General features: G+C 71.8%; 21 protein-coding genes. 14 read left to right on the plus strand and 7 right to left on the minus strand.

The genetic code is table 11. The features are described 5' to 3' along the window. Window positions 1-10: 10 nt before the first annotated feature. The 3 genes from AB0F98_RS10465 to purB all read left to right on the plus strand — a co-directional run bounded on the left by AB0F98_RS10465 (window position 11) and on the right by purB (window position 3,849). Entirely contained in the window at window positions 11-1,303 is a 1,293-nt protein-coding gene (locus AB0F98_RS10465) for an acetyl-CoA C-acetyltransferase (RefSeq protein WP_357731881.1), read from the plus strand. Window positions 1,304-1,376: 73 nt separating this feature from the next. Then, window positions 1,377-2,294 carry a hypothetical protein gene (locus AB0F98_RS10470; RefSeq protein WP_357731884.1) on the plus strand — a complete coding sequence of 306 codons (918 nt, stop codon included), beginning with the start codon at window positions 1,377-1,379 and terminating at the stop codon, window positions 2,292-2,294. Window positions 2,295-2,424: 130 nt separating this feature from the next. Then, complete coding sequence (gene purB, locus AB0F98_RS10475) at window positions 2,425-3,849, plus strand: adenylosuccinate lyase (RefSeq protein WP_357731887.1); 1,425 nt, start codon at window positions 2,425-2,427, stop codon at window positions 3,847-3,849. A gap of 242 nt (window positions 3,850-4,091) precedes the next feature. On the opposite strand, the gene AB0F98_RS10480 is transcribed toward purB, so the two are convergent. After that, window positions 4,092-4,658 carry a YbjQ family protein gene (locus tag AB0F98_RS10480; RefSeq protein ID WP_357731890.1) on the minus strand — a complete coding sequence of 189 codons (567 nt, stop codon included), beginning with the start codon at window positions 4,656-4,658 and terminating at the stop codon, window positions 4,092-4,094. A 24-nt stretch (window positions 4,659-4,682) separates the two neighbouring features. After that, complete coding sequence (locus tag AB0F98_RS10485) at window positions 4,683-5,366, minus strand: DUF1986 domain-containing protein (protein WP_357731893.1); 684 nt, start codon at window positions 5,364-5,366, stop codon at window positions 4,683-4,685. A gap of 368 nt (window positions 5,367-5,734) precedes the next feature. Here AB0F98_RS10485 and purS point away from each other — a divergent pair, with 368 nt between their 5' ends. The 4 genes from purS (at window position 5,735) to AB0F98_RS10505 (ending at window position 10,250) form a co-directional block, all read left to right on the plus strand. Next, complete coding sequence (gene purS, locus AB0F98_RS10490; RefSeq protein WP_076468782.1) at window positions 5,735-5,998, plus strand: phosphoribosylformylglycinamidine synthase subunit PurS; 264 nt, start codon at window positions 5,735-5,737, stop codon at window positions 5,996-5,998. Continuing rightward, a complete protein-coding gene (gene purQ, locus AB0F98_RS10495) occupies window positions 5,995-6,678 on the plus strand; it encodes a phosphoribosylformylglycinamidine synthase subunit PurQ (RefSeq protein WP_357731896.1) in 684 nt (227 codons plus the stop codon). Before purS ends, purQ begins: the two co-directional genes overlap by 4 nt. 127 nt (window positions 6,679-6,805) lie before the next feature. Next, the gene (purL, locus tag AB0F98_RS10500; RefSeq protein ID WP_357731899.1) at window positions 6,806-9,490 is read left to right on the plus strand and encodes a phosphoribosylformylglycinamidine synthase subunit PurL; all 2,685 of its coding nucleotides are present in this window, start codon (window positions 6,806-6,808) and stop codon (window positions 9,488-9,490) included. Window positions 9,491-9,494: 4 nt separating this feature from the next. Next, window positions 9,495-10,250: a 2-phosphosulfolactate phosphatase gene (locus tag AB0F98_RS10505; protein WP_357732470.1), complete on the plus strand. Its 756-nt coding sequence runs from the start codon at window positions 9,495-9,497 to the stop codon at window positions 10,248-10,250. Window positions 10,251-10,521: 271 nt separating this feature from the next. On the opposite strand, the gene AB0F98_RS10510 is transcribed toward AB0F98_RS10505, so the two are convergent. Beyond that, the gene (locus AB0F98_RS10510; RefSeq protein WP_357731903.1) at window positions 10,522-12,609 is read right to left on the minus strand and encodes a hypothetical protein; all 2,088 of its coding nucleotides are present in this window, start codon (window positions 12,607-12,609) and stop codon (window positions 10,522-10,524) included. A 102-nt stretch (window positions 12,610-12,711) separates the two neighbouring features. Between AB0F98_RS10510 and AB0F98_RS10515 the strand changes: the two genes are divergently transcribed. The 5 genes from AB0F98_RS10515 (at window position 12,712) to amcA (ending at window position 17,426) form a co-directional block, all read left to right on the plus strand. Beyond that, window positions 12,712-13,065 carry a sterol carrier family protein gene (locus AB0F98_RS10515; RefSeq protein ID WP_357731907.1) on the plus strand — a complete coding sequence of 118 codons (354 nt, stop codon included), beginning with the start codon at window positions 12,712-12,714 and terminating at the stop codon, window positions 13,063-13,065. A 168-nt stretch (window positions 13,066-13,233) separates the two neighbouring features. After that, entirely contained in the window at window positions 13,234-14,775 is a 1,542-nt protein-coding gene (gene purF, locus AB0F98_RS10520; RefSeq protein ID WP_357731910.1) for an amidophosphoribosyltransferase, read from the plus strand. Between the two features lie 56 nt (window positions 14,776-14,831). Further along, window positions 14,832-15,986 (plus strand): phosphoribosylformylglycinamidine cyclo-ligase, encoded by a 1,155-nt coding sequence (gene purM, locus AB0F98_RS10525; RefSeq protein ID WP_357731913.1) that lies wholly within the window; start codon window positions 14,832-14,834, stop codon window positions 15,984-15,986. Between the two features lie 131 nt (window positions 15,987-16,117). Beyond that, entirely contained in the window at window positions 16,118-17,221 is a 1,104-nt protein-coding gene (amcB, locus tag AB0F98_RS10530) for a cyclophane-forming radical SAM peptide maturase AmcB (RefSeq protein ID WP_357732473.1), read from the plus strand. Continuing rightward, a complete protein-coding gene (gene amcA / locus AB0F98_RS10535) occupies window positions 17,190-17,426 on the plus strand; it encodes a multiple cyclophane-containing RiPP AmcA (protein ID WP_357731916.1) in 237 nt (78 codons plus the stop codon). The genes amcB and amcA overlap by 32 nt, the downstream gene beginning before the upstream one ends. Window positions 17,427-17,565: 139 nt before the next feature. Here the strand turns inward: amcA and AB0F98_RS10540 are convergent, their stop codons facing one another. After that, window positions 17,566-17,781 carry a DUF3073 domain-containing protein gene (locus AB0F98_RS10540; protein ID WP_355141553.1) on the minus strand — a complete coding sequence of 72 codons (216 nt, stop codon included), beginning with the start codon at window positions 17,779-17,781 and terminating at the stop codon, window positions 17,566-17,568. Between the two features lie 307 nt (window positions 17,782-18,088). Beyond that, entirely contained in the window at window positions 18,089-19,171 is a 1,083-nt protein-coding gene (locus AB0F98_RS10545) for a Glu/Leu/Phe/Val dehydrogenase (protein WP_357731920.1), read from the minus strand. A 168-nt stretch (window positions 19,172-19,339) separates the two neighbouring features. On the opposite strand from AB0F98_RS10545, the gene AB0F98_RS10550 reads away from it, so the two are divergent. Together AB0F98_RS10550 and AB0F98_RS10555 are read left to right on the plus strand one after the other, a co-directional pair. After that, on the plus strand, window positions 19,340-20,179 hold the full coding sequence (locus AB0F98_RS10550) for a hypothetical protein (protein ID WP_357731923.1): 840 nt from the start codon (window positions 19,340-19,342) through the stop codon (window positions 20,177-20,179). Between the two features lie 250 nt (window positions 20,180-20,429). Continuing rightward, a complete protein-coding gene (locus AB0F98_RS10555; protein ID WP_007073996.1) occupies window positions 20,430-20,639 on the plus strand; it encodes a BldC family transcriptional regulator in 210 nt (69 codons plus the stop codon). Window positions 20,640-20,693: 54 nt separating this feature from the next. On the opposite strand, the gene AB0F98_RS10560 is transcribed toward AB0F98_RS10555, so the two are convergent. Then, a complete protein-coding gene (locus AB0F98_RS10560) occupies window positions 20,694-21,083 on the minus strand; it encodes a PPOX class F420-dependent oxidoreductase (protein ID WP_357731926.1) in 390 nt (129 codons plus the stop codon). A gap of 154 nt (window positions 21,084-21,237) precedes the next feature. Continuing rightward, complete coding sequence (locus AB0F98_RS10565; protein ID WP_357731929.1) at window positions 21,238-21,534, minus strand: hypothetical protein; 297 nt, start codon at window positions 21,532-21,534, stop codon at window positions 21,238-21,240. Window positions 21,535-21,693 lie beyond the last annotated feature (159 nt).

Here is a 21,693-nt window from a genome sequence, read left to right on the forward strand (position 1 = left end):
GAGGCGGATCGTGCAAAGCATCCGGCGAGTGGCGGTCATCGGCGGCAACCGCATCCCCTTCGCCCGCTCCAACTCGCGCTACGCGACCGCGTCCAACTCGGACCTGCTCGGCGCGGCGCTGGACGGCTTGGTGGCCCGGTACGGCCTGGCCGGTCAGCGGGTCGGCGAGGTGGTCGCCGGGGTGGTGCTCAAGCACTCCCGGGACTACAACCTGACCCGCGAGGTGGTGCTCGGATCCCGGCTCGACCCGCACACCCCCGCCTACGACATCCAGCAGGCCTGCGGCACGGGCCTGGAAGCGGCGATCCTGGTCGCCAACAAGATCGCCCTCGGGCAGCTCGACGTCGGCATCGCCGGCGGCGTCGACACCACCTCGGACGCGCCCCTGGCGCTCAACGAGGACCTGCGCCGTACGCTGCTCAAGCTCAACAGCGCCCGCACCCTCGGCGAACGGCTGAAGTTGGCCGCGAAGCTACGCCCGCACCAGCCGTTCAAGCCGGAGATCCCGCGCAACGCGGAGCCACGCACCGGGCTGTCCATGGGGGAGCACGCGGCCCGCACCGCACTGCGCTGGAACGTCGACCGCCGCTCCCAGGACGAACTGGCGCTCCGGTCGCACCAGCGGCTGGCCGCCGCCTACGACCGGGGCTTCTTCGACGACCTGATGACGCCGTACCTGGCGCTCACCCGGGACCAGAACCTCCGCCCCGACAGCAGCCTGGAGAAGCTGGGCGCGTTGCGGCCGGTCTTCGGCACGCGCGGGCCGGACGCCGACAAGGCCACCATGACCGCCGGGAACTCCTCGCCACTCACCGACGGCGCGTCCACAGTCCTGCTGGCATCGGAGGAGTGGGCGCGGGAGCGGCGCCTGCCGGTGCTGGCCTGGTTCACCTGGTCGGAGACGGCCGCCGTGGACTTCGTGCACGGCGACGAGGGGCTGCTGATGGCCCCCGCGTACGCGGTGCCCCGGATGCTCGCAAGGGCCGGGCTGACCCTTCAGGACTTCGACTACTACGAGATCCACGAGGCGTTCGCCTCGCAGGTGCTGGCCACCCTCACCGCCTGGGAGTCAGCCGAGTTCTGCACGGACCGGCTCGGCCTGGACGCGCCGCTCGGCGCGATCGACCGGGAGAAGCTCAACGTCAACGGCTCATCCCTCGCCGCGGGGCACCCGTTCGCGGCGACCGGTGGCCGGATCGTGGCGACCCTCGCCAAGCTGCTGGCCGAGAAGGGCGTCGGACGCGGGTTGATCTCGATCTGCGCCGCGGGTGGGCAGGGTGTGACGGCCATCCTCGAGCGCTGACCCAGGAGGGGAACCGTCTCCCGTACGGCGCCGTCCAACCGCCGTAGATCGGGTTCGGCGGACAGGAGCGGCGATGAGGAGAAGCGGGCATGTGATGGCTGTGGTCGCGGCGGCGGCACTGCTGGCGGGCTGCGCGGACGGGCAGGTGGCGGCGGACGTTGGCGGGTCGGCCTCCACCCGGGCGGACCCCTCCGGTTCGGAGCCGCCGGGCACCGCCCCGGCCAGGCCGGCGCCCGCCCGGACGGATCCGGTGCGGCTGATCGGTTCCTGGACGGCGACGGAGGTCGACGGGGACGCGGGAGGCGTCCTCCGGCTCGCCCCCGTCGACCAGGGCGGCCTGCTGTGGTTCGGCCCCTGCGGGCCGTCGATGGGCAGCTGGCGGGCCGACACGTACGGCCTGTTCATCGCCGACCTGTCGGAGACCTCGGTGGCCGATCCGGCCGACTGCCCGCACACCGCTCCCTGGCTGGGTCGCGTCACCGGATTCCGGTTCGAGGGCGACAACCCGGTCCTGCTCGACGACCGGGGCCGGAGACTCGCCAGCCTGCGGCCCGGCGCGAAGCCCACGCCCGGGCCGAACCTGCTGCCGTCGCTGGCGGAACCGCCCCGGGTCACCGCGGAGGCGCGGGAGGCCCTCGCGCCCGCCGCCGCGCTGCCGGCCGGCCTGGCCCCGGCGAGCCGGGACGCCCTGCTCGGGCGGTGGGTGCCCGTGGTGGACCGGAGGCCCGGCGCGAGCGCGGCCTACCTGGAGCTGCGCGGCGACGGGGAGTGGCGCGGCTCCGACGGTTGCAACGGGCAGCGCGGACGATGGGTCGCCGGCCCCGATGGCGCCCTGCTCGCCACCGCCGGGCCCAGCACACTGATCGGCTGCGACAACGTGCCGTTGGCGGTCTGGCTGTCCCGGGCGTCCCGGGCGGGGCTCGACGGCGACGTGCTGGTGCTGCTCAGCGCCCAGGGCGAGGAGGCCGGCCGGCTGAAGCGCGCCGGCTGAGCGGCAACTCCTCCCGTCCGGCCGGGCATTCGCGCGCCCGGTACCGGCGGCCCGCGCCCGACGGCGCCTGCCGCCGTACCCTCCGACGGCCCCGTCCGGGCGCGACCGGCGGATACGGGAGAATGGCTGCGTGACGACGATCCCCAACGTGCTCGCCCACCGGTACGCCTCGCCCGAACTGGTCGCCCTCTGGTCGCCAGAGGAGAAGATCCGCCTGGAGCGGCGGCTCTGGCTCGCCGTGCTCCGGGCCCAGCGTGACCTCGGCGTGCCGGTGCCCGACGGGGTGGTCGAGGCGTACGAGCGGGTGCTCGACCAGGTCGACCTCGCGTCGATCGCCGAGCGGGAACGGGTCACCCGGCACGACGTGAAGGCCCGGATCGAGGAGTTCAGCGCGCTCGCCGGCCATGAGCACGTGCACAAGGGCATGACGTCCCGGGACCTCACCGAGAACGTCGAGCAGCTCCAGGTACGCCGTTCGCTGGAGCTGGTCCGGGACCGGGTGGTAGCCACCCTGGTCCGGCTGGCGTGGCACGCGCACGAGTACTCCGGTGTGGTGATGGCCGGCCGCTCGCACAACGTGGCGGCGCAGGCCACCACGCTCGGCAAGCGCTTCGCGTCGGCCGCGGAGGAGCTGCTCATCGCGTACGAGCGGCTGGAGGACCTGATCGCCCGCTACCCGCTGCGGGGGATCAAGGGCCCGGTGGGCACCGCCGCCGACCAGCTCGACCTCCTGGACGGCGATGCCGAGAAGGTCGCCGAGCTGGAGCGGCGGGTGGCCGAGCACCTCGGCTTCTCCCGGGTGCTGGACAGCGTCGGCCAGGTCTACCCGCGCTCGCTCGACTTCGACGTGCTCTCCGCTCTCGCCCAGGTCGCCGCCGGTCCCTCCTCGCTGGCCACCACGATCCGGCTGATGGTGGGCCAGGAGCTGGTCACCGAGGGCTTCAAGCCCGGTCAGGTCGGCTCCAGCGCGATGCCGCACAAGATGAACACCCGCTCGTCGGAGCGCGTGAACGGCTTCGCAGTGATCATCCGCGGTTACCTGTCGATGGTCGGTGAACTGGCCGGCGACCAGTGGAACGAGGGGGACGTCTCCTGCTCGGTGGTCCGCCGGGTGGCCCTGCCGGACGCGTTCTTCGCCGCCGACGGGCTGTTCCAGACGTTCCTCACCGTGCTCGACGAGTTCGGCGCGTACCCGGCCGTGATCAACCGCGAGCTGGAGCGCTTCCTTCCGTTCCTGGCCACCACGAAGATCCTGGTGGCGGCGGTCCGGCGAGGCGTCGGCCGGGAGGTCGCCCACGAGGTGATCAAGGAGCACGCGGTGGCCGTTGCGCTGGGTATGCGGGAGAAGGGCGCGCTCGAGAACGACCTCTTCGACCGGCTCGCCGCCGACGGCCGACTGGGCCTGACCCGAGCCGAGATCGACGAGCTGGTGGCCGACCGGGCCGCCTTCGTCGGCGCCGCTCCCGCCCAGGTCCAGGCGGTCACCCGCCGCATCACCAAGATCGTCGAAGCCCACCCCCAGGCCGCCGCCTACTCCCCACCCCCCATCCTCTGACCCCACCCCAACCCCCACCCCCGGCCAACCCCCGCCCCCTGGCCGGCCCCCCTGGCCGGCCCCCTGGCCGGCCCCCGGCCCCCGGCCGGGCGCCGGGGGTGATCATGAAGTTATTGCGCGGACACGCCGGTGCGGCAGGCAATAACTTCATGATCACCGGGGCGAGCCGTCGGGGCGAGCCGTCGGGGCGGGCCACCGGGGCGGGCCACCGGGGCGGGCTAGTCGGGGGTCGGGTGGGTGGGTTAGGAGTCGCGGGTGGGGGTTTCGGCGGCGGTGCGTAGGTTCGGGGCGCTCGCCGGCTCGGCGATGCCGCCCGGCGCCTCCGCGATGGCCGGGTCGTGGGCGGTCTCCGCGGCGACCAGCGGCTGGTCGGGCGGCATGACGTCGGGCACCTTGGGTACGACGATCACCGCCGTCCCGTAGGCGCAGATCTCCATCCACATCTCGCCGCAGTCCCGGCTGTCGAAGCGCATGCCGATCACAGCGTTGGCGCCGAGCCGGCGGGCCTCCTCGCCGAGCCGGGCCACCGAGTCGGTACGCCACCGGGTGAGGTTGTCCGGCGCCATCGGGTCGTACGCGCCACCGCGGAGGTTCTTGACGCCCTCGCGGTACGGGTTTCTGGTCCTGGCCATCGAGGAGACCACCTCACCGAGGATCTGGCGGATCTCGTAGCCGGGCAGTTGATCCGTCGTCACGACCAGCACGGTTCCGATGCTGTCAGGGCGGGCGACACCCGATCGCGAGCGTTGTTCACCTGATCGGATGCTGAAAAACGGCGCGGCGCGGACGGCTGGCGCTCTGCCGACCATCCGCGCCGCGCCGGGCGCTAACCGTCAGACACCGGCCACCGAGGTGATCCAGGACCGGTTGTACGCGACACTGCCGTAGTTCTGGATGTTCACGCCGTCCGCGGTCGAGGCGACGCCGACCTGCCGGCCGTTGTAGAACTGCGGGCCGCCCGAGTCGCCCCGCCACGCGTTGCCGTTGATGCGCGAGCTGCGGATCGCCTGCCCGCCGTACGCGTCGGTGGCGCTGTTGCTGGTCACCTGCACGTTGGCGGTCTTGAGCACGGTGGATGCCGAGCAGCCGCTGTAGCAGGTCATGCCCCAGCCGTAGATCGAGTTGGTCGACCCGATCGGCGGGTTGCTGGTGGCCAGGGTCACGGTGGAGGAGCTCACCGAGCTGGAGAGGCGCATCAGGGCCAGGTCGTAGCGGGTGTAGGTGGCCGAGACGCTGCGGGTCACGCCGCCGGAGGAGCGGTTGACGCTGCCGATCCGGACCGACATCGTGCCGCTGATGCAGTGCCGGGCGGTGAGCACCCACTGCGCGGCGATCACGCTGCCGGAGCAGGTGAACGAGCCGTTGCTGAACACGGCGGCGGCCCACGGGGCGGACGATACGGTGCCGCCGCCGATGATCGGCTGCGGGCCGGCGGGGGCCGCGGTGGCGCCGGAGGCGGCGCCGACGACGCCGATCATGGCGGTGCTGATCGCCACGAGCAGGGAGCGGATGCGCATGGGCGGGACTCCTTGAGGGTGGGGTGATACCCGGGGTCGCCGGGCGGGGGCAACCGGCGACGTGTGATCTGCGCCGCCGTATCATCGAACTATGTCGATGTAGAGTAGGGGGAGTGGCGCACCTTTTCAAGATTTCCTTTTGGACTCCGCGACATAACGATTCGGCCATAGCGTGAGTCGTATATGTCCTGGTGGGAGTGGTGCCGGGCACCGTGGAGTGGTCCACGCCACGTGTGTCGGGGAGTTGTCTCGACTGCGGTCCGGGCCGGGCCCGGCCGGTGCGGGCACACCGTCATCTGCCAGGTAGGCTGGCTGCGCTCGCCCCATGTGGGTCGGCACCCAACTGCGTACACAGTCAGGAGTGCCCAGTGCCTCGCGTCGTCGTCGACGTCATGCTCAAGCCCGAGATCCTCGATCCGCAGGGCCAGGCCGTCGCAAACGCGCTGCCGCGGCTCGGCGTCAGCGACGTCGCCTCGGTCCGGATCGGTAGGCGGATCGAGATCGAGTTCACCGGTGAACCGGACCTGGACCGGGCCCGGGAGATCGCCGACAAGCTGCTCGCCAACCCGGTCATCGAGGACTTCACCGTCCGCGTGGTCGAGGCCGACGAGACCGCGGGCGCCCGGTCGTGACCGCGCGGGTCGGAGTTGTCACCTTCCCCGGCTCGCTCGACGACGGGGACGCCGCCCGCGCCGTACGGATCGCCGGCGCAGAGCCGGTCCGCCTCTGGCACGGCGACCCGGCCCTGCACGGGGTCGACGCCGTCGTCCTTCCCGGCGGCTTCTCCTACGGCGACTACCTGCGCTGCGGGGCCATCGCCCGGTTCGCCCCGGTGATGGAGTCGATCGTCGACGCCGCTCGGGGTGGTATGCCGGTGCTCGGCATCTGCAACGGCTTCCAGATCCTCTGCGAAGCGCACCTGCTGCCCGGCGCGCTCACCCGCAACCAGCACCTGCACTTCCGCAACCGGGACCAGGTCCTGCGGATCGAGACGGTGGGCACCGCCTGGACGAACGCGTTCCAGCCGGGCCAGGAGGTGCTGATTCCGGTCAAGAACGGCGAGGGCTGCTACGTCGCCGACCCCGCGACGCTGGACCGGCTCGAGGCCGAGGGCCGGGTGGTCGCGCGCTACCTCGGCGGCAACCCGAACGGGTCGCAGCGCGACATCGCCGCGATCACCAACGAGGCCGGGAACGTGGTCGGCATCATGCCCCACCCGGAGCACGCCGTGGAGGAGCTCACCGGCCCCTCGCTGGACGGCCTCGGCTTCTTCACCTCGGTCCTCAAGCACCTGGTAGGGGCGCCTGCGTGAGCGCGCGGAGCGAGCCGGGTCCGCGAGCCCAGCAGTCGCGAACGACGCGTGCAGCAGCGACCAGCCACAGGATCATCGGTCGGCTCAACCGCCCGGCGGGCGGCCAAGAGCGCAGCGAGGAGAGGTCATGACCACCCATCCGGATCCGGTACGGGAGACACCGGAGGCCTTCCCGGCCGCTTCGCCGCAGTCGGCGGAGCCGGGCGCGGCCGCCGTCGTCGCGCCGGCCGCTCCGGCCCAGCCGGCCCCCGGCACGTGGACCGACGGCGTGGACACCGTGCCGCGCGCCGCGGGCACCCCGGGCGAACTCCAGCCGTACACCGAACTCGGCCTCAAGGACGACGAGTACGAGCGGATCCGGCAGATCCTCAGCCGCCGGCCCACCCAGGCCGAGTTGGCCATGTACTCGATCATGTGGAGCGAGCACTGCTCCTACAAGTCCAGCAAGGTGCACCTGCGCCAGTTCGGCGAGAAGGCCCCGCCGAGTGACCGGCTGCTCGCCGGCATCGGTGAGAACGCGGGCGTGGTGCAGGTTTCCGACGACTTGGCCGTCACCTTCAAGGTCGAGTCGCACAACCACCCGAGCTTCGTCGAGCCCTACCAGGGCGCGGCCACGGGCGTCGGCGGCATCGTCCGGGACATCCTGGCGATGGGCGCCCGCCCGGTAGCGGTGATGGACCCGCTGCGCTTCGGCGCGGCCGACCACCCCGACACCGCCCGGGTGCTGCCCGGCGTGGTCGCCGGTGTCGGCGGTTACGGCAACTGCCTCGGCCTGCCCAACATCGGTGGCGAGGTCGTCTTCGACCCCACCTACCAGGGCAACCCCCTGGTCAACGCGCTCTGCCTCGGAGTGCTGCCGGTCGACCGGCTGCAGAAGAAGGAGGCTGCGGGCGCCGGCAACGTGGTGGTCCTGATGGGCGCCAAGACCGGCCGGGACGGTATCGGCGGTGTGTCGGTGCTGGCCAGCGCCACCTTCGACGAGGGCAGCGAGGAGCGCCGCCCGTCCGTCCAGGTCGGCGACCCGTTCATGGAGAAGCTGCTCATCGAAGCCTGCCTGGAGCTGTACGACGCCGAACTGGTCGTCGGCATCCAGGACCTGGGCGGCGCCGGCCTGACCTGCGCGCTCACCGAGACCGCCGCGGCGGCCGGCACCGGCATGCGGGTCTGGCTGGAGCGGGTGCCGCTGCGCGAGCCCTCGATGGAGCCGCACGAGATCCTGGCCAGCGAGTCGCAGGAGCGGATGCTGCTGGTCGTCGAGCCGGAGAAGCTCGACGCGGTGCTCAAGATCGCCGACAAGTGGGGCGTCTGGGCCACCGCCATCGGCGAGGTCACCGCGCCGTCCCCGGACGGTCAGCCGGGCCGACTCGTCATCACCTGGCGTGACCAGCTGGTGGTGGACGTGCCGCCGGGCTCGCTCGTCGACGACGGTCCGGTCTACGCCCGCCCGATGCGGGAGCCGGCCGACCTGATCCTGCTCCAGGCCGACCGGGCCGAGACCCTGCCGCGTCCGGCCGACCCCGAGGCGCTGCGGGAGACCGTGCTCCGCATGATCGCCTCGCCGAACCTGGCCGACAAGACCTGGGTCACCGAGCAGTACGACCGGTACGTGCTCGGCAACACGGTGCTCGCCCAGCCGGAGGACTCCGGCGTGATCCGCATCGACGAGCGGACCGGGCTCGGTGTGGCACTCTCCGTGGACGGCAACGGCCGTTACGCCCGCCTCGACCCGTACCACGGCACCAAGCTCGCGCTGGCCGAGGCGTACCGGAACGTGGCCGTGACCGGCGCGACGCCGATCGCGGTCACCAACTGCCTGAACTTCGGGTCCCCCGAGGACCCGGCGGTGATGTGGCAGTTCGCCGAAGCCGTGCGCGGCCTCGCCGACGGCTGCGCCGAGCTGGGCATCCCGGTCACCGGCGGCAACGTCAGCTTCTACAACCAGACCGGCGCCGCGGCGATCCACCCGACTCCGGTGGTCGGCGTGCTCGGTGTGCTGGAGAACGTCACCGACCGGGTGCCGATGGGCTTCGTGCCGCGCCCCGACGGTGATCACGACCAGCTCTTCCTGCTCGGTGAGACGCACGTCGAGCTCTCCGGCTCGGAGTGGGCCTGGGTGACCCACGAACACCTCGGTGGCATCCCGCCGCAGGTCGACCTCGCGCGGGAGAAGGCGCTGGCCGACCTCGTGGCGGCGGCTGCCCGGGTCGGTCACCTGAGCTCGGCGCACGACCTCTCCGACGGTGGGCTCGCGCAGAGCCTGGTCGAGTCCTGCCTGCGTCGCGGAGTCGGTGCCCGGATCGCGGTCCCGGACCAGTTCGCCGGCGGCTCGATGCCGTTCGTCTACCTGTTCAGCGAGTCCGCCGGACGGGTGCTGGTCTCGGTTCCGCGCGGTCACGAGAAGGCGTTCACCGCGCTCTGCGCGGAGCACGGGGTGCCGGCCGAGCGGATCGGTGTCACCGACCCGACCGGCGGCGCGCTCGAGGTGCACGGCCAGTTCCGGATCGGCCTGGACGAGTTGCGGGCCGCCCACACCGGCACCCTGCCGCGGCTCTTCGGCGGTGCGGCGCTGGTCGAGGTGCCGGCTCCGGCGACCGGCGTGGCGGGTGCCGTCGAGGCGGTGCCGCTGCCGGTGACCGACCCGGCCGCCGAGGTGGCGCCGGTGGACCCGAAGAGCGTCGTGTCCGAGCCGATCGCCTCGGCCGGTCCGGTCGCCCCGGTTGCCGAGGTGCCCGTCGGCTCGGCCGATGACGCCGAGGCGCCCGAGCCCGACTCCGATGGCACCGAGCAATCGACGGCGTCTGACGAGCGCTGAGGCGTTGGCCGCGGCCGTCTTCGCCCAACCCGGATCAGGCGCCCGGTTCGACTGGGGCCTGACCGGGGCGGCGGAGCTCGGCCGCGTCTGCGGTGCTCTCGTGGTGGTGGACGTCCTCTCGTTCACCACCGCCGTCGAGGTGGCGGTCAGCCGGGGCATGCGGGTGCATCCGTTTCCCTGGGGCGAGCAGGCCGCCGAGTACGCGAGCCGGATCGGCGCCACCGTCGCGGTGGGCCGCCGGCAGACCAACCCGGAGCAGCCGTGGTCGCTCTCGCCGGCGGCGTTGAGCACGGCACCGGTCGTCGCCGACCTGGTGCTGCCGTCGCCGAACGGTTCGGCGATCAGCGCCGCGGCGAGCGCGACCGGCGTACCCGTGGTGGCGGCCTGCCTGCGTAACGCGCGCGCCGTCGGGCGTTGGCTGCGCAGCCAGGGGTACGGCTCGTCAGCCGCGCCGGTCGGTGTGATCGCCGCCGGTGAGCGCTGGCCGGACGGCTCGCTACGCCCCGGTGTGGAGGACCAGCTCGGCGCGGCGAGCGTGCTGGACGCCCTCTCCGGCGTACCGGGTGGGCTCTCCGTCGAGGCGGCCATGGCGCTCGCGGCGCTGGCCAGCACTCCGGACGTACCGGCCGCGGTTCGTGGCTGCGTCTCCGGGCGGGAACTCACCGAGGGCGGCTTCGCCGGGGACGTGGAGATCGCGGTGCAGGTCGACGTCTCCGACGTGGTGCCGGTGCTGCACCAGGGCGTCTTCTCCGCCGCCTGACCGATGCCCGCCGGTTGTCGCCGGCCCGGGCACTGGGCTGCCGCTCCGTATCCGCCGCGGCCGGTCGAACCACCCTTCGACGGCTCATCGGACAGCCGCCAACCAGCGTTCCACCCCACGCGGCGTTCGGCCCGCTGTGGCGTACCCCGCTGCGGCGTTCCGTCCGCAGCCATCCGGATACGCGAAACGGGCCGCCCGGTTCTCCGGGCGGCCCGTTCGACTTGCCTGCTTCGCGGGCCTCGGCGGTCGGTGCCGCTGCCAGCCCTTCGGCTCAGTCGTCCAGCCAGTCCAGTCGGCGACCGCCTCGGTCCCCGTCACGGCCCCGGCCGCCCTGCTGGTCGCCGTAGTGGCCACCCTGGTCGTAGCCGCGGTCGTCGTAGCCGCCGCGCTGGGTCGGGGGCTCCTGACCGTACCCGCCCTGCTGCGTCGGGGGCTCCTGGCCGTACCCGCCGCGCTGGGTCGGCGGCTCCTGGCCGTACCCGCCCTGCTGGCCGTACCCGCCCTGGCCGTAGCCGCGGTCGTCGTAGCCGCCGCGCTGGGTCGGGGGCTCCTGGCCGTAGCCGCTCGGCTGGTTGTATCCGCCGCCCTGGTCGTACCCGCCCGGCTGCTCGTACCCGCCGCGCTGGTCGTACCCACCGGCCGGTTCCGCACCCCGGCCGTACGGTGCGGGGTCCGGCTGGCCGTACGGCGCAGGGTCCGGCTGGCCGTAGCCCTGCGCCTGGCCCTGCTCGTAGAGGCCAGTGGCGTACGGGTCGGCGGGAGCGGGGTACTGCGTGCTGTCACCGGTGTAGCGGCCGGTCGGCTCGTCGAAGCGCTGCTCGCCGTAACCGGCACCACCGGAGGCGGGGGGGTAGCCCGCACCGCCGGCCGGAGCGCCGTAGTCACGGCTGCCGTAGCCCTCGCCGGACGAGGGGGCGTTGCCGTAGCCACCGTCGCCGTAACCCGCGTCGCCGGCACCGGCGCCGTAGCCGCCGGCCGAGGCCGGAGTGCTGCCGTAGCCGCCGTCAGCGCCGTAGCCTCCGCCCGAGGCGGGGGAGTTGGCGTAGCCGGGCGTTCCGTAACCGGCCGGCTCGTCGCCGTAGCCGTAGCCGGAACCTGCGGCATTCCCGCCGTACGGCTGCACGGGCGGGGCGCCGTACGGGTCAGGTGGTACGTCGTCGACGACGGGGCGGTGCATCATCGTCGGTGCGTCACTCAACGCGGCGCCGCCCGCGACCATCGTCGGGTCCGGCCCGCCGCCGACCCGGTTGACCACCCGGGTCTGGTCGTCGGCCCCACGGAACGCGCCCCGGGCCGCCGGTACCGTACCACCGCCGCCGGCACCGGCCGGAACGTCGTCGTCGACGTCGTCCGGGTTGTCCTTGCGCTTCATCCAGAGCAGCACGATCGTGCCGACACCGGCGGCGACGAGCAAGCCGCCGACCAGGATGATCAGGTACTGCCCCATGCCGCCGCCCGAGTCCTCGTTCGAGGCGTTGGCTACCGCGCCCTCGGTCGCCTCCGGCGTCTCGTCGGTGGCTTCGTCGGTGGGCTCGACGGTCGGTTCCTCCGTGGGCTCCGCGGACTCAGTGGCCGACGGGGTGGCGCTCGGCGTCACCTCGACCTTGACCGCCAGGTTGATCCGCTTGCCGGTGATCTCCTGGTTGGCGCTGGCGTTGAAGCTGTCGACCTTCTGGGCACCGTCGAAGCTCGCGCCGACGTCGATCCGCCCCGGGGTGATCGGCTTGGCGGTGGTGCCGGTGAAGCGCCAGTTGCCCTTGCTGTCCGAGGTCGTCTCGTACCGGTGGCCCGCGCTGTCCTGAAGTGCGACGTATGCGCCGTCCACCGGCTTGCCGTTCGCCTGGATCACGACCTTGCCGGAGACCGACCGCACGGTCTGCACCTCCGGCGGCGCCGCCTTGGCAGTCACCGTGACCGTCGTCGAGCCCTCCGCGTCGCCGCCGATGCCGCCAGCCTCGGCCTTGACCGTGATGCGGGCGGACCCGTTCTGCGCGTCGTCGGCCACCTTGAACTTGGCGGTGTAGGTGCGGCTCTCCGTGACATTGCCCTGGTCGCACCCCTCGATGCACTGCACCTTGGAGTTGCTGGAGCTGACCGTGACGTCGACCTTCTGGTCGTCGGCGTCGAGGTTGTAGCTCACCGTGACCTCCCCGCCCGCCTGCACGGTGCCGGGGGAGGCCGAGACATTGGTGACGCCAGGGGCGGCTAATGCTGGTGTGGCGGGGAGGGCGAGTAGGGCGCCGGCAACCAGCGCTACGACCACACCGGCCCGCTGCTTCCAGGCACGTCGGTGTGTTGACACGTCCACCGCCTTCCGGACTGACTTCCCGCACCGGCGGGTGCCGGGCCGGGGGATCATCACGGTTCGAATACGCCGTCGGCAACTATGCCTTGTCCAACTGTCCCGGCGCGACCCAGGGCCAGCGTCAGCGTTCGCCGACCGAGGTCGTATCGTCCCGTCGTGTCCTCTCCGCACATTAAGTCCGCCGCGGTAGCGGCGGCGTTGTCGGCGCTCGACGAGGGGCGTGCCGCCGAACGGCCGGTCCTCCGGGAGGCGGTCCGGACCCTGCTGGCCGCCCTTGCGGAGCGCGCCCCCGGCCGATCGGTGGAGGTGCGCGTCCCACCATACGGTGCAATCCAGTGCGTGCCCGGTCCCCGACACACCCGCGGCACGCCGCCGAACGTGGTGGAGATGGACCCGGAAACCTGGCTCGCGGTCGCCACCGGTCGGCTCGGCTGGGCGGAGGCGGTCACGGAGGGTCGCGTACGGGTGAGCGGTATCCGGGCCGATCTCGCACCCCATCTGCCGCTCTAGCTGCCCAGACGGTCGGATCCGGTGACGCTGCGCAGGGTGACCGTGACTTTCTGTATTGACGGCGATTCGCGTACACTGTCAGGCGAAACCAGTGGTCCCGGCCGAGGAGTGCGGATCCCACCCCGTGATCCCGCCAGGCCCGACAGACCCAGCAAGAGGGAGCGGCAGGTGCCCCGAGGCGACGGCCGGCTGAGCCACGACCTTGATCCCCAGCGACCCGGCCCCCAGGACGCATGCGGCGTCTTCGGTGTCTGGGCCCCGGGTGAAGAGGTTGCCAACCTGACCTATTTCGGCCTCTACGCGCTCCAGCACCGGGGCCAGGAGGCCGCCGGCATCGCGGTGAGCGACGGTTCCGGCGTTGTCGTCTACAAGGACCTCGGCCTGGTCGCTCAGGTGTTCGACGAGCCGACCCTGGCCAGCCTGCGCGGGCACGTGGCCATCGGGCACGCCCGCTACTCGACCACCGGCGGTTCGACCTGGGAGAACGCCCAGCCGACCCTCCGCTCGACCAGCGCGGGCACCACCATCGCCCTGGCCCACAACGGCAACCTGGTCAACACCGCGGAGCTTCAGCAGGAGGTCACCGACCGGGGCCTCACCAACGACGGTTCGACCAACGACACCTCCCTGGTGACCATGCTGCTGGCCAGCCGACCGGATCTCTCCGTCGAGGCGGCCGCGCTGGAGGTGCTGCCGCAGCTGCGCGGCGCGTTCAGCTTCGTCTTCATGGACGAGTCGACGCTCTACGCGGCCCGCGACCCGCACGGCGTACGCCCGCTGGTCCTCGGCCGGCTCGAGCGCGGCTGGGTGGTGGCCAGCGAGACCGCCGCGCTCGACATCGTCGGCGCGAGCGTCGTCCGCGAGGTCGAGCCGGGCGAGCTGATCGCCATCGACGAGGACGGGCTGCGCTCCACCCGGTTCGCCGTGCCCGAGCCGAAGGGCTGCCTCTTCGAGTACGTCTACATCGCCCGCCCGGACGCGACCATCGCCGGCCGTAACGTGCACTCCGCCCGGGTGCAGATCGGCCGCCAGTTGGCCAGGGAGCACCCGGTCGACGCCGACCTGGTCATCCCCGTCCCGGAGTCCGGCACCCCGGCCGCGATCGGTTACGCGGAGGAGTCCGGGATCACCTACGGCCAGGGTCTGATGAAGAACCCGTACGTGGGTCGGACGTTCATCCAGCCGTCGCAGACGCTCCGGCAGCTCGGCATCCGGCTGAAGCTGAATCCGCTTCGCGAGAACGTGCGAGGCAAGCGGATCGTGGTCGTCGACGACTCGATCGTCCGCGGCAACACACAGCGGGCCATCGTGCGGATGCTGCGCGAGGCGGGCGCGCTCGAGGTGCACGTCCGCATCTCGTCGCCGCCGGTGCGCTGGCCGTGCTTCTACGGCATCGACTTCGCCACCCGGGCCGAGCTGCTGGCCAACGGGCTGGACAACGATGGCATCCGGCGCTCGATCGGCGCCGACACGCTCGGGTACGTCTCGCTGTCCGGTCTGATCGCGGCGACCGAGCAGCCGAAGACCCGGCTCTGCCGTGCGTGCTTCGATGGGGAGTACCCGATCGAGCTGCCGGCAGGCAACCTGATCGGCAAGCACGTGCTCGAGGGAGTGGGCCGGCGGGTCGCCGCCAGCGCCCCGGAAGCCCCGGAGCACACCACCTCTCCGCTCGTCGCCACTCCGGGCGGCGCTTCCGTCCACCGCCCGTAGCACCACGGGGCGCCCGCTACCGCAACGGCGGCGCCAGAAACACAAAGGGGAGAACCGTGACGCACGTGTCCGAGCGCAGCGGCGCAGGTACCAGCCCGACCGGAGCCGGCGGCGACCGCCAGCCCTGGACGGCGGGTGCCGGCCGGCAGGCGCGCAAACGCTCGGCCTCGTACGCCGACGCGGGCGTGTCGATCGAGGCGGGCGACCGCGCCGTCGAACTGCTCAAGTCCAAGGTGCGGCAGACCCGTCGGCCCGAGGTGCTGGGCGACCTGGGCGGCTTCGCCGGCCTGTTCCGGCTGGACACGACGAAGTACAAGAACCCGATCCTCGCCTCGTCGACGGACGGCGTCGGCACGAAGCTGGTGATCGCCCAGCAGATGGACATCCACGACACGGTCGGCATCGACCTGGTCGCGATGGTCGTCGACGACCTGGTCGCCTGCGGCGCGGAGCCGCTGTTCCTGCTCGACTACATCGCCACCGGCGAGGTGGTGCCGGACAAGGTCGCCGAGATCGGCGCCGGCATCGCGGACGGCTGCCGGTACGCGGGCTGCGCGCTGCTCGGGGGCGAGACGGCCGAGCACCCGGGCGTACTGCGCCCCGACGAGTACGACATCTCCGCCACCGGTGTGGGTGTGGTGGAGGAGAGCGAGATCCTCAGCCCGGAGCGGGTCGAGGTGGGCGACGTCGTGATCGCCATGCGCTCCTCGGGCCTGCACTCCAACGGTTACTCGCTGGTCCGGCACGTGCTGCTCGGCGCGGGGCGGATGCGCCTCGACGTCGTCATCGACGACTTCGGCCGCCAGCGCACCCTTGGTGAGGAGCTGCTCACCCCCACCAAGATCTACGCGCAGGACTGCCTCAAGCTGATCGCCGAGGCCGAGGTGCGGGCGCTCGCCCACGTCACCGGCGGCGGCATCCCGGGCAACCTGGTCCGGATCCTGCCGGAGAACGTCGACGCGGTGGTGAACCGGTCCACGTGGCGCCCGCAGCCGGTCTTCGACCTGGTCCAGTCGAAGGGCCGGATCGAGGACGCGGAGATGGAGGCGACGTTCAACATGGGCGTCGGCATGTTCGCGATCGTCTCCGCCGAGGACGCCGACCGCGCCCTGGCCACGCTCACCGGCCGTGGCGTCGAGGCGTGGCAGGCCGGCGAGATCATCGAGGGCTCCGGGAACGTTCAGATGATCGGCCAGCACACGCGCGGCTGATCACGCTCCGCTGATCATACGAGCACCTGATCAGGGGTTCACCCGAGTAGCCATCGCCGCCTAGCCTTGAGGGCACCCTCACGCCTAGGCAAGGGAGGGCGATGGCTGCTCGGGGACAGTCCTTCATCGGGATGCGCGGCGTGGCCGCCGTCCCGTCGTATGTCGTGATGCAGCCGACCACTCTCTGCAATCTTGACTGCGCGTACTGCTACCTGCCGTTGCGGGCCGCCGACCGGCGGATGCCGGTGCCGGTGGCCGAGGCGGTGGCCGCTTCGGTCAACTCGTGGTCGACGACCGACCGGTTCTCGGTGGTGTGGCACGGTGGTGAGCCCCTCGCGGCCGGCCGGGAGCACCTGGCGGCGTTGATGGCCCCGTTCGGGCCCGAGATCGAGCACCACGTACAGACCAACGCGACGCTCATCGACGACGCCTGGTGCGACTTCTTCGTGGAGCACCAGATGCGGGTGAGTGTGAGCGTGGACGGCCCCCGGGACCGCAACGGCGACCGGGTAACCCGGGCCGGCCGCCCGGCGTACGACCGGATCGTGCGCGGGATCGCGGCGCTGCGCCGGCGCGGTCTGTCGTTCTCGGCGCTCGCGGTCGTCTCCCGGCCGGTGCCCGGGTTCGCCGCGGAGCTGTACGACTACTTCCTCGACCTCGGCTGTGACGTGCTCGGTGTCAACATCGAGGAGACCGAGGGGGTCAACACCCGCGACAACGCCCACGACGTGGCCGATGTGACTGCCTTCTGGGCCGAGCTGGTGACCGCGTGGCGCCGTGAGCCGCGCATCCACCTGCGCGAGATCGAGTGGTCCCTGCGGTACGCGGCGGCGGTCCTGGACGGCGTGGCGGACGACGTGTTGCCCCGTCAGCTGGACCCGATCCCCACCATCGGGTACGACGGCTCGGTCACCGTGCTCTCGCCGGAGCTGGCCGGCTTCACCCACCCGAGGTACGGCGACTTCAGCAGCGGCAACGTGCTGGAGACCCCGCTGGCCGAGATCCTGGCCGGCGCGGAGCGGACGCCCTGGGTGGGCGAGTTCCTCGACGGTGTCGAGGCGTGCCGTTCGAGCTGCCCCTACTTCGGCTTCTGTGGTGGTGGTCATGCCGCCAACCGCTACTTCGAGTTGGGGCGGTTCGACGGTACGGAGACCGAGCACTGCCGCAACAGCAAGATCCGCCTACTGGAGGGAGTGTTGGAGCATGCCCGAGACCACCAGTCACCGGCAGCCTGAGCGCGCGGCGGTCGTCGTCCCAACGGGAGTGGCCGAGCGGGTGCACGATGCCGCCCCGGGGCTCATCGCTCTGCTCCGCGAGGCCGAGGCCGCGCGGCTTCTCCGGTCGGAGGTGGCGGGCGCGAGTGATGGAGGCGCGGTATGCGCCTGGAACCACTTCGAGAACATCCCGACCTTCTACAACTGGAACAACCGGCCACGCTGACGGTGCGGTACCGGGATCAGGGGCCTGTCCGGCGCGCACTGCTCGGCAGGCCCCTGATCGTCGGGCGGCACACCGCCGCCTCCAGCGGGCACATACGTGAGCACGCGGAGCTCACCGCGTGCTCAGATGTGACCGGGGGTCAGCGGGTCGGACGGACCCAGGTATCGGGGTCGTCGTCCGCGTGGTCCTCGTCATCGTCGTCGACATACTCTTTGTAGTCGTCGTCGAAGTCGTGGTTCGACTTTCCGCTGCCGCCGAGTTCTCGCTGCAAGGCGGCGAGGTCGGTGTTCGGGGAGTGGTACTTCAACTCCCGGGCCACCTTTGTCTGCTTGGCCTTAGCACGGCCGCGCCCCATGGCTCGACCCCCTCGCACAGAATGCGGGGCAGCCCGAAGGCGGGCCCCGATGACGTCAGGCATCTCTCGTGGCTCTTACGGTACATGGGGATGCCACCGTTCGGCACCTCGGGTTACCGTCTACCGGCCCTGCGCGTCGCGGTGGTCCGGCCGTCACCCAGTGTACCCGGTAAGGAGCGGAAACGTGAGCACCCGTGACACCGGGCAAAACGGTACGAACTGACTTCAGGTTCAGCTTAACCGCCCGCTGTGCGCCGCGGGTGATCCCGGGGACGGATCGCTCCCGTTCCGTCCCCGGGGACGGGGATCAGGGCAGGTGGATCGTGCGCAGGCGGCCGACCTCGGCCATCCGCCGCTCGGCCAGCCGGTCCGCGGCCACCGCCGGCGGCACTCCCTCGGCGTCGGCGAGCTTGAGGATCTCCCGGGTCGTGTCGTAGATCCGGGTGGCCCGCAGCTTGGCCCGCTCGAAGTTGAAGCCCTCGATCTCGTCGGCGACCTGAATCACACCGCCGGCGTTGACCACGTAGTCGGGCGCGTAGAGGATGCCCCGGTCGGCCAGCAGCTTCTCGATCCCGGAGTGGGCGAGTTGGTTGTTCGCCGCGCCCGCGACCACCTTCGCCCGCAGCGCCGGCACGGTCTCGTCGTTCAGCGCGCCGCCGAGAGCGCACGGGGCGTACACGTCGATGTCCGAGGCGACCAGCAGAGCCGCGTCGTCCACCAGGGTGACCTGCGGGTGGTTCGTCCGGGCCCATTCGAGCGCGCGCGGGTTGACGTCGCTGGCCACCACCTCCGCGCCGTCGTCGAGCAGGTGCCCGACCAGGTACTTGCCGACCTTGCCCAGGCCGGTCACCCCGACCCGCCTGCCGCGCAGCGTCGGCTCACCCCAGACGTGCTCGGCGGCCGCCCGCATGCCCTGGAAGACGCCCCAGGCCGTGAGGATGGACGAGTCACCGGCACCGCCGTGCTCGACGCTGCGACCCGTCACGTAGCGGGTCTCCCGGGCGATGACGTCCATGTCCGGTACGTAGGTGCCGACGTCGCAGGCGGTGTAGTAGCGGCCGGCCAGCGACTCGACGAAGCGGCCGTACGCCCGCAGCAGCGCCTCGGACTTGATCTGCTCCGGGTCACCCCAGATGACCGCCTTGCCGCCGCCCAGGTCCAGTCCGGCCAGCGCGTTCTTGTAGGCCATTCCCCTGGACAGATCCAGCACGTCGGCGAGGGCGGCCTCCTCGCTGTCGTACGGGTAGAAGCGGGTGCCGCCGAGCGCGGGCCCCAGCGCGGTGGAGTAGATCCCGATGATCGCCTTGAGGCCGGTCTGCTTGTCCTGGCAGAAGACGACCTGTTCGTGGCCGGTCGATCCGGGGTCGTCGGTGCTGGTGAATACGCCCATGACTGGCTCCTGGTGTCGGTGCGTCCTTGTGGGACACGGACCTGTTGGACGCCGGCGGGGATATTGCCGGTGCGTCTGAGCCTAATATCGGCCGTCGGCGGCCCGTCGTCCACGGCGTGCTCACGGCGCTGGCGGCGCTGGAGGCGGTGTTCGTGGGAGGATCGCGCCGTGCCGTCGCTCTTCGCTTCTTATCTGCGCGTGTACGAGCCGCTCACCGCCTTCGACCGGGACCGCCAGTCGTACTGGCGGCGATACGTGTCCGAGGGGCGGGCGGTTGCCCCCGTCGAGGGGCCGGGCCGGCAGCGGACGGCGGTGATCGAGGCGCTCGGAGCCGGCTGGACGCGCCTGCCGGACCTGCCCGAGGAGGCGTACGTCCTGGAGACGGACGACACCCTGCTGGTCTGCCCCTGGAACCTGCGCATCCGGGTGGCCGAGGCGGCTCTCAGCGCCCGGGACGGCGTTCCGCCGGTACTCGCCGACGCCTTCGTGCCCCCGGTCCTCGCCGGGCAGGCCAAGGCGGTCGTGGACGACTGGCGTAGCGGCGCCCGGGTGCTGGAGCACGGCGTACCCCGGCTGCACGAGCAGATCGCCACCTGGGGGGTGCCGCTGCGGTGGTTCGTCCTGTTCGACCCCGAGGAGCGGGAACTGGTCACCGACCCGGGTCGGCGGGTGTTGCGCTACCGGACGGAGATCTCCAATGCTCGGCGGCGGTCGTCGCGGGCGCTGTCGGTGCTGCGCAAGTCCGTCGGCGAGGCGCCGATCACCGAGGCCGTCGAGGAGGCCGCCCGCTGGCTGGAGGAGTTCCATCCGCGGTCGACGGTGGAGCTCGACTACGGCGGCCTGGTCGACCTGCTGCCGGACGAGACGCTCTCCGCCGACGACTCGCCCGAGCTGGTCGCGGCGGGTCTGGCGGGACTTTCCCGGGGCGAGGCCGAGGAGGCCTCGGCCGCGTACGACAAGCTGGTGGCGCGCTGGCGGGCGGTGCAGTTGTTGGAGCGATGCAACTAGGACATTTCGCCCAGGTAGCCTTCCCAAGGCGAGTAGCGCTCGTAGTTGATGCTTCACGAACCGTGATCATGAGTCCGAATAAGGTACTTTCTGCCGCATAAAAGTAGTATAAATCGGGCATGGTTCATCCGTCCGTCTAGGGACGTTCGGCCGTTCGGCCCATGTCGGACATCGGGGACTAGCCGGACCATGGGAGACGCGTCGGCCGGCGGGACCCCGGCCGATGTCTATACATGTGGAGGAGTGACCGATGGCATCGCGAACGCACGAACCAGAGCCGCTACTCACACCGGCCGAGGTGGCGTCGATGTTCCGTGTCGACCCGAAGACGGTGACCCGGTGGGCCAAGGCGGGGAAGCTTTCCGCCATCCGCACCCTCGGCGGGCACCGCCGGTACCGCGAGTCGGAGGTCAGAGCCCTGCTGCAGGGGCAGATTCCCCAGCAGCGCCAGGGAGACTGAGCCGGCACCACGTTCGATGAAGCAGGGCGGTGGACTTCGGTCCACCGCCCTGCTTCATGTTCGCCCCTCGTTCAGGGTGATCCGGATGCCGACCGTTCCGCCCTCGCCTCGGCGCAATCGGCTGCCGAGCAGCGTGAGCCGGCCCAGCAGCCGGTACTTGTGCTTGAGCAGTCCGCGGATCCGAAGGCTGCCCGCCGGGTCGTACAGGGTCGCGTGAGCCGGCACGGACGCGCCGTGCGGTCGGCCTCGCACGTCGCAGGGGGCCACCGTCACCGTGCCGTTGTTGCGGATCCGCTTCACCTTGCCGGAGTCGGCGGCGGTCCAGACCGCCAGCCCGTCGCCGTCCCGGACCGACCAGACCGGAGTCGGCACCGCCCGACCGTCCCTGCGGAACGTCGTGAGCAGGATGTACTTCTCCGCCGACAGGCGGTCCAGGGTCTCCACGCCGCCAGGATAAGGCCCTGCGACTGACTGACCGACCGGATAGCGCGAACGCGTGGAGCTGTGTCGCGTACCGCTCGAATGGCCGCTGAGCTGCGGCGGAGCGCCCGGGGGTCGCCCGATGTGGACGAGCGGCCCGCCGGGCCCGCAGCGTGGCTCAGGCCTGGACGGTCGGCGGCAGCGGCTCGGGTGGCAGGCCGCCGTCGCCGTCGACCACCTCGTCCGGGGTGCCGTCCTCATCGAGGTCCACCATGGTGACGTCCACCGCGCCGTCGTGGTCGGTGTCGAACTGGAACAGGTCGGCTTTTCCGTCGCCGTCGGTGTCCGCCACCCACACGTCGGTCCGTCCGTCGTTGTTGGTGTCCGCGCGCAGCAGGTCGACCCGCTCGTCCCCCCGGGTCTCCACCGTTGCGGTGGTCTCCCCGCTCGCGACGTTCTCGGTTGCCTCACTCATCGGCTGGTCCTTCCGTGACGTTGACGGCTGTCTCGTACCCGATCCGTCGCGCCCCCACGCGGGGCGTCACCGTCGGGGCTCTTAGGGTCGCACCATGAGGCAGTGGAGCGGACCGTCGGCCGCGGGTGAACCCTGCACCGCCGTCGGGCGCAGCGGGGA

The organism is Micromonospora sp. NPDC023737 (assembly GCF_040639715.1).
Classification (GTDB): Bacteria; Actinomycetota; Actinomycetes; order Mycobacteriales; family Micromonosporaceae; genus Micromonospora.